Source organism: Flavobacterium sp. ZE23DGlu08, assembly GCF_030505335.1.
GTDB lineage: Bacteria > Bacteroidota > Bacteroidia > Flavobacteriales > Flavobacteriaceae > Flavobacterium > Flavobacterium algoritolerans.
Genome location: NZ_CP130045.1, coordinates 2738963 through 2755256, shown reverse-complemented (window position 1 = coordinate 2755256; position 16294 = coordinate 2738963). Strand labels below are relative to the sequence as shown.

Genomic DNA, 16294 nt, shown 5'->3' with positions numbered 1-16294 from the left:
TTGTAAGGGCATTTTAATTAACTAGTTTTATTCATGCAAAAAAAAATTAGAAGGTCTTAATACTATCCCAAAACGAATGCTGTTTGTTTTTTCGGAATAATGCAACAAACTTTCAGCATAACCGGTATAATGTTGCAAGGATAGATATTGATTGTTTCTTTTACCAATTCGATAATATAATTGTGTTTGTAATGAGCCTTTTTTATCCCAAGAAGCACCTTTTTTTGTCGTAATTTCGACTATGAATCGACCATTCCTTGATTTCTTCGTTAAATTGGCTTCAAAGTATCCCATATATTTCATCAAATCTGGATTATCACTTTTGTAAGCAAAAGGAATCCATGCATTTATTGATATTGTAGTTGATGCTGGAAGTGCCATTCTATAATAAAAACTTAATTTGTTCCAGGAACGAGAATCTATACTGTCTTTACCATTTGATTCGTGCTCAATACCAATGCCTACTAGGTTTAATAATTTGTGCTTATTTAAATAAAATTTTCCTATACCCAAAGTAGGATTGTAATTAGAATCAGAAAACGGACTCGAATCACTATAAACATCCCAAAATAATTTTTGAGTATAGGTAAAATATAGAAATGTATCAAAAGGTAATGTTGCGTTTGTTATTCGCTCTTTAATGCTGATTTGCAATTTGGCATCTGAATTATTAGAACCTGAAGGTTCGTTTAATGAAACTCCAGTAATAAAATAATTGTCTTTAAAAATAGAAAACTGAGGTGTATTTTTTAGCAAGTTATTTATAGAATCTCTTGTTTTAGATTGTGCCCAGATACTAATATTTCCCAATAATAAAGTCATTACAATTAAGACTGTCTTTTTCATTTTAGATTGAATTGATATTTATACTACAGAAAGGAATATGAAATTAAAAGTGTCAAAAAAACTATAAAACAAATAATTGCAACAGTAATTGATACTTTAATTTTTTTTATTAAATAACCTATAAATTCTTCATTTTCATTTCTCATTATAATTTTATTTAGGTCTAACAATCATTCTAAGCGATTGATCTTTTGTGAAATATGCAACAGACCAGTTGTATAGTGTTTTTAATCGGTTTCTATAATTAATAAGTGACATGATATGGATGAACAGCCACATTATCCACGCTAAAAAGCCATTGAAGTGTATTTTACTATTTGGAATATCAGCAACTGCTTTCGCTCTTCCAATTATTGCCATTGAACCTTTGTCATTATAGATAAATGATTTCTGAGTTTTATTAGAGTTTAAAGCAATTAAATTATAAGCCAAATTTTTACCTTGCTGTATTGCTACTTGTGCCACTTGTGGATGGCCTAAAGGAAATTTTTTGTCAATTGATTCCATTATACATGTATCTCCAATAGCATAAATATTATCTGTTCCTTTAATTTTGTTGTGTTCATCTACGATTAGTCTTTTACCTTTTCCGTAACATTCTATAGGAATGCCCTTGAAAATCATTGCTGAAACACCTGCTGCCCAAATAAGATTTTTGGTTTTAATATAAGTACCATCTTTAAAACTCACTTTTTCTCCATCATAATCTATTACTTGAGTGTTTAGTTTTATTTGAACTTCCAACTGCTCTAATGATTGATAGGTATATTTTTGTGATTTTTCACTCATTGGAGCTAAAAGAGCTTTTCCGCCATCTATCAAATAGATTTCTGTTTGACCTAGGTTGGCAAGTTCAGGATATTCTTTTTGGATAATTGTTTTGCTCATTTCTGCAAATATTCCAGAAACTTCTACATCTGTAGGACCTCCACCTGCGACAACCATTGTTAATAATTTTTTCTTTTCGGCTTTGTTCTTCGTTATAGCTGCTTTTTCAATTCGCTGCAATAATATATTTCTCATATTTAATGCGTCGTCCAATGTTTTCATTAGGATAGCATTTTTCTTTACATTTTCCATTCCGAAATAATTAGTTTCTGTTCCTGTTGCAAAAACTAAATAATCGTAAGTAAATTCGCTGTTAGATAGTATTAACTTATTTTCATTGGGTAGTACTTCAAGGAATTCTCCTAACCAAAAACGAATGTTTTTTTTCTTTAAATATTTTTCGAAAAGGATAAGCGATAGATGATGTTTCTAAAAAGCCTGTGGCAACTTGATATATTAGTGGAGGAAAAAAATTATAATTGTTTTTATCCACTAACTTAATATCAAAAAGATTGATATTTGCTATTGAATTTGCTAGGTTAATACCTGCGAATCCACCTCCTATAATAACTATGTGTTTTTTCATATTAAAATTGTTTTAATGGTATTGTAAATCGCTAATCCATCTTTTTTTATATTCGCTTTTGTAAGTAAGTTTCCAGCGTTTATGACTCCATAGATAATTTTCGGGATTTGCAAGAATTGCGTTTTCAAGTTTTTCAGTAAAAAGATGGGTTATTATACCTATTTTATAAGGTTTTGAAAAATCAAAAAGTGGTGTTATGATAAATTTATAATGACCTCTTTTTACTTTTATAATATTTGCAAAAAAAGATGTTGTTTTATTTGAAGCTGTATAAAGTTCTGTACCACTCAAAAATGCAGTTTTTTGGGATAAAAAAGAGGTCCAAAAACTTCTTTCTGGAATTTTTGGATTTTGATCTGCAACCAAAATTAAAATATGTTGTTTGTTAGAAAATTCTTCCATTTCTTTTTTTATATTTTTAGAAGCAACCATTTTGGAGCCAAAACGACTTCTTATTTTCAACATTAAATTATTAATAGAATGATTTCGGATGGGTTTATATGCTACAATAATATTTGTGTTTTTTAAAACGGAAGCAATGTGTGTATTTGCCCATTCCCAGTTGAATTGATGACCTAAATAAATGTGACAATTTCTCTTTTCTGAAATAATTTTTTCAAGTTCAGAATAATCTGCTGTAATATGAGATTGCAACTCTTTTTGGGAGAGGGATAGTAATTTTATGGTTTCTATAAAATTGTCGCAAAAATTTTTATAGAATTGTTTCTCAATAACGATTTGTTCTTTTTCAGATAAGTAGCTAAATGCTTTTTTTATATTTTCGGATACTACTTTTCTACGGTATCTGATAATATAATACAGTAAATAGTAAAAATAGTCCGAAATAAGATATGAAATCCTTAAAGGAATTAGAGAAAAAGGATAAAGGAAAGTAAAAATCATTTGGTAAAAATTATATTATGTTATGATAAAGTTGAAATAAGGTAATTTTCAATACATTATAAATGAAGATTATTCTTCTATTAGGTTTATTAGTTCTGATTTAAGAAATTTTGCGTGGTTATAACCTATTTGATAAATTTCATCTATTTTTTTAAACTCAAAAGTTCCATAATCTCCCATGTTAGGAGGTTCAATGTAGACATTACATTTATTCATTTTGCTATCAATACTATTGTTCAATGAAATGTGAAGTGTTCTTTCAATCATTCTTTTGTATCCCATTTTACCTTCTATTTTATTTATAGCACTCACATTTATACCGATAGTTTTATCACATTTATTTTCAATAATATCGGTTGGGAAATTGTTTAAAATACCACCGTCTGAAAGATAAACACCTTCATGAAATACTGGATGAAAAACTAACGGTACACAACAAGACGCTTTTACAGCAGTAGATAATGATCCCGTGCTAAAAACATGTAATTTAGCATTAGTTAGATCGGTAGCAGTTACATAGGTTGGAATTTCTAATAGTTCAAGTTTATCGTGTGTAATGTATTTTTTTGTAATTTTTTCAAAAACATCAGGTGTAAACAAACCACCATTTCTAACCAACAAATTTGAATAATTGAAAAATTTTTCAGCTTTTGCAATTTTGAATATTTCTTCAGGGCTGTATCCAGCAGCATAGAAAACGCCCACGAGTGATCCTGCGCTTGTTCCTGAAATTATTGACGGTTTTATGTCTAACTCGGTTAAATATTGTAAAACACCAAGATGCGCTATACCTTTAATTCCTCCACCTGACAATGCTAATCCTATTTTATTCATTTTAAATATTACTTATTTATAATCAGTTCTTTTAGATTGTAAGTTTAATTTGTCAACCAAAATGTTTTTATTTAAATCAATCAAATACAATAATAAAAAGGCAGCAATTTTATAAAAAGATGCCTTTTTATTATCTAAGTCATTACTATTTTACATTATCTTTAAAAAAGTCTTTTAAAGAAGTTGAAAGTTCTTTACTATCGTGTTTAAATTCGCGTTTGAAAGTTTCGTTTTTAGCAGTTATACTGTCGTTTACTTTTGAAACTTCTGCTTCGAACTCTACATTTTTTTTGGCTAATTTTTCTTTTTGATCAGCAATTTTTTGATTTAACTTATCTAAATCTTTGTTTAATTTTATTTTTTCATTAGTACTTGCTTCTGCAATTTTTTTTCTGAGCACTTTTGCCTGATTTTCCATATCGACAATTTCGCTTTCGGATTCTGTTTTAAATTTTTGCCAATCTGCTGTTGCTTTAGCTTTTACTTCTTCTGAGGCATCATTAGCTGCTTCATTTAGCTCTGTGTTTGCTTCCTTAATGTTTTCTTTTGCGTCTTCTGTGTGCTCTTTAGATTTTTTACCGCAGCTATTTAAAAATAATGCACAAATCATCAAACTAACAATTGTAAAAAATTTTATTTTTTTCATAATATTTAATTTTAAAGTTGTTGCTATTTTTTTTAATTCTAGATTTTACAAAACTTGAATGGCTTTTCTTAAATGTTCATAAGAAATATGAATCTCATCTTTAAAATTTTCCCATTTCAAATTTGCATCCTCTTGCTTCTCTTTTAATTTTGAGATGATGGAGTTTATTTTTTCTTGAGCTGTTATCATTTCTTCATTATACTCTGCTGTTAGTTCCACTTTCTTTTTATCAAAGTTTTTTTCTAAAATCTCTAATTGAAGTTTTGTTATAATTGATGCTGAAGTGAAAAAGTCAGCTACTTTTAAAACGCTAGGGTTGCTTTCAATTTCAATTTTAACAGCTTCCAGTTTTTTCAAAATATTTTTCTTTTGTTTTAAAAACATTTCTTTGGTTTTTGCCTCTCCTTCGTCTAATTCATTTTCTAAATCAGTTAGAGAACTATCAAGAAAAGCATATTCCTGATCGATTTCAGAATTTAATTCTACTCTGAATTCATGCAGGCTGTTTTTCATTTTTAATTTAGTTTTTTCAAACTCTTTTTTGACTTCTGATTTTCCAAGAGATAACTGAACCGCTAAATAATCCAATTCTTGTTGGTCTTTTAGTAATTGATCGGCAATCTTTACTAAGATTGGTTTTTGAATTTCATTGTTTGTTTTCATTTTCTTTGAATTTAAATTATTAAATTGTTTATATGGAAATTTGTTTTTATTTCAATTCACCAATTGCTTTTCTATATTTTGCTTCGTTAATCTTGTATTCTGCTTTAGCATCTATAGTATTAGAGTAGGCCAGTTGCCATAGTACTTGAGCTTCTAAGACGTCTTTTCCTATTACAGTTCCCGCTTTAAAACGGTCATTGTTTAATCTCAAATTTTCTTCTGCTTGCTGAAATGATTTTTTGGCTAATTCAGTTCGCTGAATGGATTGATTTAATTGTAAGTAAGCATTTTGGATTTCTAAAGTAATTTGTTCTTTTGCTTCAATTAATTCAAATTTTTGAGCTTGAGTTTTAAAGTTTTGCTCTTTAACTTTTTGTTTTCTTCCTCCCCAATCCAATATTGGAACATTGATACTCACTAAACCATAAAAGGATGCCATATCATTTTTTCCATTGGAAACATTAATTTTTTCGCCTACTGCGTACAATCCGTTTGCACTTAAAGCAACAGATGGTCGTCTATCTCCTTCTAAGATTTTACCTTGAAATTCTTGTACTTCAACCGCTTTTTTCAGTATTGCAATTTCTGGACGCTTTTCTGATGCTTCGCTAAAATTAGAAAAAGCTGCTGCGCTAAAATCATTTGAAGATTTGTCGGCAACTATAAAATCAGTATTTTTTAGTCCTATAATCTGTGCTAAATTTAATTTAGACATGGTTAAACCGTCGTTGGCTTTTGTTAAGTTTAATTCGGCTTCGTTCAATTGAACTTGCACTCGTAAAACGTCATTTTTATAAATCAATCCAGCTTGAAAGGAGTTGTTTAAATCGGTGTAAAGCGCCGTTAAAAGTTTTATATACTCTTGAGCTACTATTTTCTTTTCGTTTATATTGACTAATTGCCAATAAGCTGTTTCTGTATTTAGTAATACTTCACTCGTAGTCAGTACTTTTTGCTGATTTTGTAATTCTACAAGTGATGAAGTTAACTTTTTAGCATTACTAATTTTACCACCTGCATAAACTACTTGAGTTAATCCTAATGTGGCATTTGCATTATATTCTGGAATTAAAACACTTAATGGTTTTGCTACGTATAATCCCATTAAACCTGCACTTAAACTAGGTTTGTCGGCGGTTTTTGCAGATGCGTTTGCGGCACTTGCTGCATCAATGTTTTGTTGTGCTTTTTTTATGTTATTATTATTTTCTAAAGCCATTTTTTTGGCTTCGTCAAGAGAAATTGTTTTTTCTTGTGCAACAATATCTTGAGACAATACGCTTAGCGCAAGGCAAAAGATTGTAGTTAAATATATTTTAATGCTCATAATTTTTTATGTTTATATCACTATTAAAACTGCTGCTTTACCAACCCAAAACCAATCAATAATCAATATGAAAGACAGCAGTTTAATAGCTTTATTATTTTTTAAGGATGTACAGGTTTGTATAATATTTCTTCGTCAAGATCTGGATGCGGAAGTTCTTCGACAACTGGTTCGGGTTTAATAAATTTATAGTACAGAATTGGCACTACAAAAAGTGTCATAATCATTGAAACTACTAATCCAACTGCCAAAACGCTTCCTAATGGTGCCCATAAAGGTGATTTTCCTAAAATCATTGGAATAACACCAATTGCTGCTGCAACTGAAGTAAGAAATATTGGTCGCATACGTCTTTTACCTGCTGCCATTGCTGCGGCTTTTATACTGTAACCGTGAACATGATTTAATTCATCTGCATAATCCACTAGAATAATTCCGTTTCTTACTACAATACCGATTAGACTTATAATTCCCATAAATGCTGTAAATCCCATTGGGTTTCCTGTTATTTTTAAACCAAGGAACGCGCCCAATAAACTCAACGGAAATGTTGATAATACAATTAAGACTTTCTTGAAGTTTTTAAATTGAAATAATAAGGTCAAGAATATCAAAACCAAACTAAAGCTTAATGAAACCATCATACCCGGAGCTGTTTCATTAGTGTTTTCAAACTCACCACCGTAAGCGATTTTTATACCGTCAGGCAGTTTTATTTTTTCAATTTCGGGTTGTATTTCGCTAACTATTTTTGCCGCTTTTACTCCCAATTGAGCTTCAGATTGAACTGTTAGCGTTCGTAAACCATTTCTATGAGCAATAACTCCGGTATGCCATGCTGGTTGTATATCGGCTACATCTTTGAGTGGAACTTTTGTTCCGTAGATTGTGCTCACATAAATATTTTCAAGCGCACTAAAATCGGAACGGTTTTTTACATCCAATCGTACTAATATATCCACCGGTTTATCGCCTTCATAAAGTGTAGTTACTGGGTATCCTTTTAATCCAGCTCCCAATGTTTGAGTAACAATACTATTGGTAACTCCAAGTCGGTTGGCTACATCTTCTTTCAGAGAAACTTTAACGCCATAATAATCATCTTGATAGGTAGTTCTGATCCAATTGGTACCTTTGGCTTTTTCTAAAATTTCTGAAACTTGTTTGGCAACTCTTTTTTGATCATTCAAATCTTCTCCAATAACTCGAACCTCAACAGGAGCAGGGCTTTCTTTCATCGATAATTGTCTTACTCTGATATAACCATCAGGTATAAATCCATCGAATTTTTTAAGATATTCATCAGCTAGTTCTTGTGTTGCTTCTTTTCCGGTGGTTGTAATAAATATTTGTGCAAAATTTCGACGAGGTGGTTCTGGTGCATAAGTTGATTGGAAACGAGGCGAACCTGTTCCTATAAAACTTGCTATGTTTACTATTCTTTTATCGGATTTAATTTCGTTTTCTATGCTTTTAACAACTTTATCGGTTTGTTCAAGACTTTTTCCTTTTGGCAACCATACTTCAATATTAAATTGATTTCGTTCTGCTGTTGGAAAGAGTTCCTGTTCAAGCCCAGTGGCTATGAATAATGCTATTACAACAGAAAGAACTCCAACTACTAGTGTTGCTTTTGGCCATCTAAAACTAAATTCCAAGCCAGTGTTAAATTTATCTTGCAATACATCTAGTGCATTTCTTTTTAAAGGTTTTTCACTTACTTTATGTTTCAATCCTTTTTTAATAAATACATAACACATGTAAGGCGTTAACAATATTGCTACTAGAAAAGAAGTAAATAGTGATACCGCAACAGCCACCGGAAGCGATTGAACAAACTCTTTTGGAACACCATTTAAGAAAAATGCTAATGGAACAAATGCAAAGATAATAGCTGCTGTAGCAGAAAAAATTGGCACTAACAATTGTGTTGCACTTTCCCATGCTGCTGTCCAAGGATCGACACCTTCGTCTAATTTTTCGATATAATTATCTACCACAACAATAGCATTATCTACTACCATTCCTAAAACAATAATTAATGCCGCCAATGTAACCTGGTGTATTTCAATGCCCATCATATTCAATATTCCAAAAGTTATTATAATTGCAATAGGACATGCAACTGCAGAAACCATTGCAACTCTAAAAGGAAGTAGAATTATAACAACCGCTATTACAGATAAAATGGCTATGGCAAATTCTAACATAAAATGGCTTATACTTTCTCTAACAACTTCTGGTTGGTCAACAATTGTATTTACTTTTACATCTTGAGGAAGCTCTTTTTTTACCTCTGCAATTTTTTCTTTTACCACATCTCCAAACTGGACAATATTTTTGCCCGGTTGCATTTCTACGGTAAGCATCATTACTTTTTGATTGCCTACTTTAATATAGCTAGAAGGTTCTTCGTATCGGCGTTCTATGGTTGCCACATCATTTAATCGAACTATTTTTCCATCTGGACTACTAAAAATAATTTGGTTTCCTATTTCGGCTTCATTTTTATACTGACTTTTTGTAATTACAGGAATTTCACTAGCTTCAAGTGTAATTCCACCAGAGTAATTAGTAACATTCTGCATTTGAAGTACGCGCGCAATTTGAGAGAAATCAAAACCATATTGTTTTAATTTTTCATCTTGGATTGTTACATATATTTGCTGTTTTTGACCACCGTAGCGTTTAATCTTAGATGTTTCAGGAATTGTTTTTAAACCATCTTCTAATTTGTCAAGGTATTTTTCTATTTCTGCATAGCTTCTTCCCGGAGCAGAAACTGTAATCATTTGTGCTACAACATCTCCAAAATCACTATTTACCAATGGACCAATCATTCCGGCAGGAAGCGTGTTTTGCTGTCTAAACGTGGTGTTTAATCCATGTTGTAATGTTGCCCAAAAGCGTTTGGTGTCTTTTACATTTTCGTTTAACTCGCATGTGATAACAACTTGACCGTCTATAGTTTCAGATTTTGTTTTCTCTTTGCGAACTTCTTCAAAACTGAATAAGTATTGTTCTATTTTGTTTGTAACTTGTTTCTCAACCTGCAGTTCATCGGCTCCAGGAAAAGCAGCAATTACTAAACCGCTACGAACAGTTATTTTTGGGTCTTCGCTACGCGGCATATTGAGCAAAGCCATTACACCAACCAGCATCAATATAATAGTCATGACAATAGTTACCTGACGGTATTTCATTGCCGCCTCGATAAAATTTATTTTTACTTTTTTCATCTGTTATTGTAATCCGTATATAATTAATTAAAGGGAAACTGTTTGACCGTCTTTTAATTTTCGTTGTCCAGAGATAATTACTTTATCTCCAGATTTTAAACCATCTATTACAATGACTTCCTCACCTCTGAAGTTTCCTAAGCTAACTCTTTTTCTTATTGCTCGATTATTTTCAACCACAAAAGCATATATAATATCATCAGCATCTCTAACAATTGCATCAGCAGGTATTGTAATTGCATCAATAGTACTACCAGTTTCAATTTTTATGTCACTTATCATTCCTGGCAGTAAGTTTCCTTTTTGGTTGTTAAGCAATACTTTGGCTTCAAATGTTCTGGTTGTTAAATCGGCACTTGGATTTAGAATTGATATTTTACCTTCAAATGTTTCATTGATAGAAGCAATTTTTACTTTGGCAGCTGTTCCAATTTTAAATTTGGCTATTTCAGATTCGGCAATGGCTACTGTAGCATATACTTTATCTGTTTTCATGATTGTAAAAACTGGAATTCCTGGTGCAGCAGATGCTCCTTTTTCGGTAGATTTAGTTGTTATAATTCCTGTAAAAGGTGCATAAAGTTTGGTGTCGGCTAAATTTTTTGCAGCTAAATTTTTATTGGCAATTGCTTGTGCTACAGCTACTTTTACAGCAATAAAATCGCGTTCTGGCAAACTTCCTTTAGTGTATAGTTCATTCAATCTTTTATAATTATCATTAGCTTGTTCTAAACCAGCGTTTGCTATATCAAAAGCATTTTTGTAGGTAGTTGTTTCGATGGTTGCCAATAATTGTCCTGTTGTAATATGCTGTCCTTCCTGAACATTTACACTAACAATTCTGCCAGGAACCGAAAAACCTAATGCAACAGTATTGTCTGCTTCGATTGTGCCACTGTAACTTAAAATTTCTGGTTGTTTTTCTGAAACTAAATCTTTTACATTCACTTTTGGAACAATAGCTGCTGTGGTTTCCTCTTTATTCTTACCACAACTGCTTACTATTATTGAGGCTACCAGAATGGTTAAAATGTTTTTCTTGAACATAGTCATAATTATTTAAAATTAGATATTGATTATTATTGGTATTTACTTATATATGTATGATGGTTTCGCTTGCAGCATTATCATTGTTTAGATATGTTTTGATGATTTGCTGTCCGATCAATTCTGAATTTAAAGCTGAATCTTTATTTTTATCGATGAAGAGATGGAAATAGCGCGCTTTTATTTTGTTGGTTTCTTCGCCTATCATTTGGGCGATACAGTTCTGAATATTTGAAAGTAGTTTACTAACAGGATTGACTTTAAATCCATCACTTTCCTTTGTAATTGTAATGAAAACACATTTTTGATTATCTAAATGATTTAGGAAAATTTGTGAGCAGATTAAACAAGTTGTTATATTGTCTTGTACTGTTTTTTGTATTTCACTGATCTTAATTTCATTTAAAAACGGATTAGCTTCATCTTCGTTTTCCATTACAGCAACTGTTAAGTCAATTTGCCCGTATATTTCTCTTAGAATATCTGAAACATCTGATGCTTTGTTGAAGTTATGTAAGTCGGTTAGAAACGTAATTAAATGTCCTGTTTTAATTTCCTTAACATGCTTTTTTAGAATATCAATTTTGTTTGCACTATCAGATGGAACAATTACTGTTGCACCTTCTTGAAGAAATGATCGGACAATTTCTCTACCTAGTTGATTTGTTCCATCGATTACAAAAGTATTTTTATGATATAGTTTTTTACTCATTATTGATATAGTTAAATGATTATACAAATATTGATATAGATAGGGGATTAAGAAAGGTCTACAAAAGGGTGGAATTGGTCAGAAAGAGGGTATTTATTTCGTTAGTTAATTTCGGGTAATTGTTTCTATTTTTTTGATAATTTCATTTGTGCTAAGGATGTTGGTATTTAACGCTAAGCTATTTTTATTATATGGTTGGTATTTATCCATATCTGTAACCGAAAATAATCCGACCGTTGGTGTTTGTACTGAACTTGCTAAGTGCATAATTCCGCTATCGGCGCTAATAAAAACATCAGTATTTGCAATTAATGACCCTATTTGACGAATATCTTTACTATAAAATGTAGGTATTTTGAAAGCAATTTGGGAAACGTTTTCAACAGGTAAAACTTCTATGATATTAAGATTTTTGAATTCTTTTTTCAATTTTTCAAGTAATTCCATCCACCACAATTCTGAATAGCATTTATTTCCAGTTGCGTAAGTAAACAAGCAAATTGTTTTTTGTTCTTTATTTACAATAAGTTGATTTAGCATTTTTTTGCCTTCGGTAATCTCTTCAGAATTTAATTTGAGGTCTAATGATGGAATTGCCATTTCTACATTGTTGGATATTCCAATCGTTGACAAAAAAAACCTTAAGCTATATACAGGATGTTTAGCTAAATGTTTATAATCTTTATATTTTAATTTGGAATATTCATTTTCATCATCAAAAAACTTGTACGTTGAATTAGCAAATTTGGTTGAAAGTCTACCTGATGATGATCCTTTATCGACATTAATTACAATATTATATTTCTTTTTTCTAATAGATAACCACACGAAAACATATTGAATTAAGTTTTTAAACGGCTTTTTGGGTAATTGGATTATTTTATTAATGTTGGAATAATTTTTAAATATTATTGGTGCTAAATTCCCTTTTACAAATAAATCAATTTTGCTATTTGGAAACGTGTTAATTACTTCTTGTACAAGTGGAGTCATTAATAATTGGTTACCTAATCTCTGATTAGGTCTACAGATTAGTATTCTTTTTATATCTTCTCTATTATTAATTGGGATAAAATTAGTTGTACTAGAATTACCAATGTTCTTGGTCATTCTATGTGTTAGATTTCTTCTAATTATGTTTGTTTTTTTTAAAAAATCCATTTTTTTATTTAAGAATTAGAGTGATTAGCCTCATTTAAGCTATTTCTTGAATTAACAATCACGTTTGCAAAGTTGGTAATGAGTTAGCCTTTTTAAAAGGTCTATTTGTGGCAGTAGTTGGTCAAAAAAAGGTTTTTAAACAAATTTGAAGAGTAAATTTTGACTGGTAGTTAACTAAAAAATATTCTGATTTTGAAAAACATCATAACGCATAACAGTATTATCACTTAATTAATTTTTTAAATTATTCAAGTGATTGAGTTAGATTTTATTAAATGATTTTATAAACTATGACTCGTTGAGTAATGATTAAGTTTTATATGTGAAAGTGAATCTTAAGCCTAATAGATGAGGTCTGAAAAGCATTAAATAAAGAGTTTTATTCAATATAATAAATTTTGATTGTGAAAAAGATTACAATCGTCTTACTATAAATTTTAGCTTTTATTTAATAGATTGTATTTTACTAATATTATTTTAGCAAGATAACCATATATTATTCCCAAAAACATGGCTACAATTACATCAGTAGGATAGTGTACGCCATTATAAATTCGGCTATAGGCAACTAAAATCGCCCAAAATAATAAAATGCCTTTTAACCAATTATATTTATTTGGTAATAGTAGAATAAGAAAAGTAGCTAAACCAAAAGCATTAGCTGAATGTGAAGAGATGAAACCATATTGACCACCAGGTCCTGCTTTACTCAAGTGAATAAACTTTTGCAAAGTTGGTTCATGTGATGGTCTCAGTCTTTTGACTATATTTTTAATAATATGTGATGCCGTTTGGTCACAAAATGTTATTAAAAAACCTATTGTAATAAAAATTGAAATGCTTTGCTTTTTATGTTGTTTTATGATTATGAAAACTATTAGTAAATAGAATGGTAGCCAAAACAATTTATCACTAGCCCAATACATTATTTTATCAAAAAAAAGATTGTGCATTCCGTTTAAATAAAGGAATAAATTAGTATCGAGTTCTTTAATCTTTTCTAACATACATTTTTATTTTTTTAGCAACATAATTCTACCAAAATTAAATGTTAACCAATATTTAGAAAAGAGCTTTTTTAATCACTTTTTGGTCAAAATCGATCATATTATAAAAAATTAAGTTTTACCTTTACGATATTCAGAAGGAGAAGTTCCTATCTTTTTTTTAAAAAATTTCCCAAAAAAGGATTGATCACTGAATTGTAATTCATCTGCTATTTGGGAGATTGTTAAGGATGGATTTGCTAATAAAATTCTAGCTTCCATAATTACAGCATCATCAATTAATTCACCTGCTGTTTTTCCTGCAACATCTTTTAATACTTTAGTTAAATGTCCGGTAGTGACAAAAAGGTTATCGGCATAAAACTGTACACTACGTTCTCTTTTAAAATTATTTTCAAGAATTTTTAAAAATTTCATCATAAGCTCTTCTTTACGAGAAACCTCTATTTTGATTTCTGAATACTTTTTCTTGTATATTGATGCTATTTCAAACATTAATAAACTGAATGTATGAGTAATCATTTCGTTACCAAAGAAGTCATTTTTATTTTCAATATTTTTTTTCTGTAAAAAGTTTACTAGAAATAGAAAAGATTCCATCTCTGGCTTAGTAAAAGAAAGTTTCGGAATTATTTTAGATGTAAAAAAAGCGAATGCATCAATACTATTTTTATTAACATTCCTCTTTATTGCAAAATCAGTTGTAAAGCTTATTGCGATTACTTGTATTCCTTGATGGATGTCTAAAACATGTGTAACCATTTTAGGAGAAACAATTATAAAATCATTTGCCTCAAGCGTATAATTTATGAGGTTTAATTGAAGACTTAATTTACCTGAAACAACTATTAGTATAACAAAATTATCTGACCTAAATGGGTGAAAAAATAGATTTTCTGTAATAATCTCTTTGTTTGAATACACATGCAATCCTTCAGATTGAGGATTATCATCTAAAATTTTTAGAATATCATTAATAGTGTATTTTTTAATAGTGCTTTTATCCAATTTAATGAGTATTATAATGTTGTAAAGCTAGTTAATCTCAATCAGTTATAAAAGAAAAGTGACTAAAAGTCACTTTTCTTTTATAAAATCAACCATATAATTATCATTTTTTGAATCATTTTGATATATTTTTATCAATGATTTACGCTATTTTTTCGATTGAAAACTTATCTTTTAATATTTTCATATCCTCACTTACTTTTTTATCTAAAACTTTTGCGTAGTGTTGAGTAGTTCTCAAGTTTTTATGACCCAGCATTTTGCTAACACTTTCAATTGGCACTCCATTTGTGAGAGTAACTGTTGTTGCAAAAGTATGTCGAGCAATATGAAAGGTTAACTCTTTATCAATCTCGCAAACGCCAGCTATTTCTTTTAAATAGGCATTCATTTTTTGGTTTGTCAAAATTGGGAGTAGTCTATCTTCATTATTACTTTTTGGATGGTCTCCATATTTATCAATAATCATTTGTGTTACCGGAAGGATTGGGATTTTAGAAGCCGTTTCGGTTTTCTGCCTGTGCGTAAATATCCACTTCTCGCCATCAATACCGATGCTTATATGCGACTTTGTTAAGTTTTTGACATCAATGTAAGCCAAGCCAGTAAAGCAGCTAAAAAGGAAGATATCGCGAACTAGTGATAATCTTTCTGTTTTAAAATCTTTTTCAATGATTGATTGGATTTCTCCTTCAGAAAGATAAACTCTTTCGACTTCTTTGACTTTCGATTTATAGTTTGCAAACGGATTTTTGTCTATCCAGTCATTGGCCAGACAAAGCTTTATTATTTTATTGAAATTTTTGATGTATTTGACTGCCGTGTTATTGGCACAGTTTCGAACGCTTCTTAACCAAAATTCGTAATCGGTTACAAAAGCGTGATCTATTTTGTTTATCTCGATATCGGAAACTTTATATTTCCATTGTAAAAATTCTTTAGTATGACTCAACGAAGTTTTGTAACGTTCTAATGTTCCTGGTGCATATTCTTTCCCGACAAGTTCTTTGATTTTGTTGTTGTGATCTTCGAAAATGGGAACGAGCATACGTTTAGTTTCAGTAGTTCCAAACAATTCATTCTTCAAATTTTCGGAAGTAACTTTGATGTCTTTTTTGAATAATCTTTTTTCAGCTTCTAAAACTTGATTTTTTAAATAATCCAGATGGCTATTTATTGTTCTAGCTTCTTCATTAGTACCCTTAACTTTGGTGCCTTCTGATGACCATTTCTCTGGATTTACATACTTGTTAGTACTAAACTCAAATCGTTTGGCTTGGATTGTTATTCTTGCATAAATAGGGCAAATGCCCTCGTTGTTGGCTTTTGATCTCTTGATGTAAAAGAGAACTGATACAGTAGTGTTCATAAGTGGTAACCTTTTAGTTATTATTAAATTTAAAATTTCTAATAATTACAGACAAGATGTACATATTTTGAATATGTTGTTGAACACCTTGTTGTACTGGTGGTTTTCTGTAAGAGGT

At 30.3% G+C, this 16294-nt stretch carries 15 protein-coding genes; all 15 read right to left on the bottom strand.

Translation table 11 applies throughout. From position 1 onward, the window contains the following. Positions 1–27: 27 nt before the first annotated feature. Positions 28–846 carry a phospholipase A gene (locus Q1W72_RS12085; protein ID WP_302135532.1) on the bottom strand — a complete coding sequence of 273 codons (819 nt, stop codon included), beginning with the start codon at positions 844–846 and terminating at the stop codon, positions 28–30. Between the two features lie 153 nt (positions 847–999). Next, positions 1000–1998, bottom strand: a complete 999-nt coding sequence (locus Q1W72_RS12080) for an NAD(P)/FAD-dependent oxidoreductase (protein WP_367881682.1) — start codon at positions 1996–1998, stop codon at positions 1000–1002. Positions 1999–2023: 25 nt separating this feature from the next. Then, positions 2024–2260, bottom strand: a complete 237-nt coding sequence (locus tag Q1W72_RS17035) for an FAD-dependent oxidoreductase (protein WP_367881660.1) — start codon at positions 2258–2260, stop codon at positions 2024–2026. A gap of 12 nt (positions 2261–2272) precedes the next feature. Continuing rightward, entirely contained in the window at positions 2273–3163 is an 891-nt protein-coding gene (locus tag Q1W72_RS12075) for a lysophospholipid acyltransferase family protein (RefSeq protein WP_302135531.1), read from the bottom strand. Between the two features lie 69 nt (positions 3164–3232). Further along, complete coding sequence (locus Q1W72_RS12070; protein WP_302135530.1) at positions 3233–3997, bottom strand: patatin-like phospholipase family protein; 765 nt, start codon at positions 3995–3997, stop codon at positions 3233–3235. A gap of 145 nt (positions 3998–4142) precedes the next feature. Next, positions 4143–4643 carry a hypothetical protein gene (locus Q1W72_RS12065; RefSeq protein WP_302135529.1) on the bottom strand — a complete coding sequence of 167 codons (501 nt, stop codon included), beginning with the start codon at positions 4641–4643 and terminating at the stop codon, positions 4143–4145. A 45-nt stretch (positions 4644–4688) separates the two neighbouring features. After that, complete coding sequence (locus tag Q1W72_RS12060) at positions 4689–5306, bottom strand: hypothetical protein (RefSeq protein ID WP_302135528.1); 618 nt, start codon at positions 5304–5306, stop codon at positions 4689–4691. A gap of 46 nt (positions 5307–5352) precedes the next feature. Next, positions 5353–6633, bottom strand: a complete 1281-nt coding sequence (locus tag Q1W72_RS12055; protein ID WP_302135526.1) for a TolC family protein — start codon at positions 6631–6633, stop codon at positions 5353–5355. 101 nt (positions 6634–6734) lie between these two features. Then, positions 6735–9872, bottom strand: coding sequence for an efflux RND transporter permease subunit (locus Q1W72_RS12050; RefSeq protein ID WP_302135525.1), 3138 nt, complete (start codon positions 9870–9872; stop codon positions 6735–6737). Positions 9873–9899: 27 nt separating this feature from the next. Then, on the bottom strand, positions 9900–10919 hold the full coding sequence (locus Q1W72_RS12045) for an efflux RND transporter periplasmic adaptor subunit (protein ID WP_302135524.1): 1020 nt from the start codon (positions 10917–10919) through the stop codon (positions 9900–9902). Between the two features lie 46 nt (positions 10920–10965). Further along, positions 10966–11631 carry an SDR family NAD(P)-dependent oxidoreductase gene (locus Q1W72_RS12040; RefSeq protein WP_302135523.1) on the bottom strand — a complete coding sequence of 222 codons (666 nt, stop codon included), beginning with the start codon at positions 11629–11631 and terminating at the stop codon, positions 10966–10968. A 105-nt stretch (positions 11632–11736) separates the two neighbouring features. Continuing rightward, positions 11737–12792 (bottom strand): glycosyltransferase family 9 protein, encoded by a 1056-nt coding sequence (locus tag Q1W72_RS12035; RefSeq protein WP_302135522.1) that lies wholly within the window; start codon positions 12790–12792, stop codon positions 11737–11739. A gap of 437 nt (positions 12793–13229) precedes the next feature. Continuing rightward, entirely contained in the window at positions 13230–13799 is a 570-nt protein-coding gene (locus tag Q1W72_RS12030) for a phosphatase PAP2 family protein (RefSeq protein ID WP_302135520.1), read from the bottom strand. A gap of 111 nt (positions 13800–13910) precedes the next feature. After that, on the bottom strand, positions 13911–14807 hold the full coding sequence (locus tag Q1W72_RS12025) for an AraC family transcriptional regulator (protein ID WP_302135519.1): 897 nt from the start codon (positions 14805–14807) through the stop codon (positions 13911–13913). Between the two features lie 142 nt (positions 14808–14949). After that, the gene (locus Q1W72_RS12020) at positions 14950–16176 is read right to left on the bottom strand and encodes a site-specific integrase (protein ID WP_302135517.1); all 1227 of its coding nucleotides are present in this window, start codon (positions 16174–16176) and stop codon (positions 14950–14952) included. Positions 16177–16294 lie beyond the last annotated feature (118 nt).

What these genes read in the sequence shown, in the direction of transcription:
- Q1W72_RS12050 (WP_302135525.1), bottom strand. Translation starts at nt 9,872, where the DNA reads ATGAAAAAAGTAAAAATAAATTTTATCGAGGCGGCAATGAAATACCGT.
- Q1W72_RS12065 (WP_302135529.1), bottom strand. Translation starts at nt 4,643, where the DNA reads ATGAAAAAAATAAAATTTTTTACAATTGTTAGTTTGATGATTTGTGCA.
- Q1W72_RS12040 (WP_302135523.1), bottom strand. Translation starts at nt 11,631, where the DNA reads ATGAGTAAAAAACTATATCATAAAAATACTTTTGTAATCGATGGAACA.
- Q1W72_RS12085 (WP_302135532.1), bottom strand. Translation starts at nt 846, where the DNA reads ATGAAAAAGACAGTCTTAATTGTAATGACTTTATTATTGGGAAATATT.
- Q1W72_RS12030 (WP_302135520.1), bottom strand. Translation starts at nt 13,799, where the DNA reads ATGTTAGAAAAGATTAAAGAACTCGATACTAATTTATTCCTTTATTTA.
- Q1W72_RS12070 (WP_302135530.1), bottom strand. Translation starts at nt 3,997, where the DNA reads ATGAATAAAATAGGATTAGCATTGTCAGGTGGAGGAATTAAAGGTATA.
- Q1W72_RS17035 (WP_367881660.1), bottom strand. Translation starts at nt 2,260, where the DNA reads ATGAAAAAACACATAGTTATTATAGGAGGTGGATTCGCAGGTATTAAC.
- Q1W72_RS12055 (WP_302135526.1), bottom strand. Translation starts at nt 6,633, where the DNA reads ATGAGCATTAAAATATATTTAACTACAATCTTTTGCCTTGCGCTAAGC.
- Q1W72_RS12035 (WP_302135522.1), bottom strand. Translation starts at nt 12,792, where the DNA reads ATGGATTTTTTAAAAAAAACAAACATAATTAGAAGAAATCTAACACAT.
- Q1W72_RS12075 (WP_302135531.1), bottom strand. Translation starts at nt 3,163, where the DNA reads ATGATTTTTACTTTCCTTTATCCTTTTTCTCTAATTCCTTTAAGGATT.
- Q1W72_RS12020 (WP_302135517.1), bottom strand. Translation starts at nt 16,176, where the DNA reads ATGAACACTACTGTATCAGTTCTCTTTTACATCAAGAGATCAAAAGCC.
- Q1W72_RS12045 (WP_302135524.1), bottom strand. Translation starts at nt 10,919, where the DNA reads ATGTTCAAGAAAAACATTTTAACCATTCTGGTAGCCTCAATAATAGTA.
- Q1W72_RS12060 (WP_302135528.1), bottom strand. Translation starts at nt 5,306, where the DNA reads ATGAAAACAAACAATGAAATTCAAAAACCAATCTTAGTAAAGATTGCC.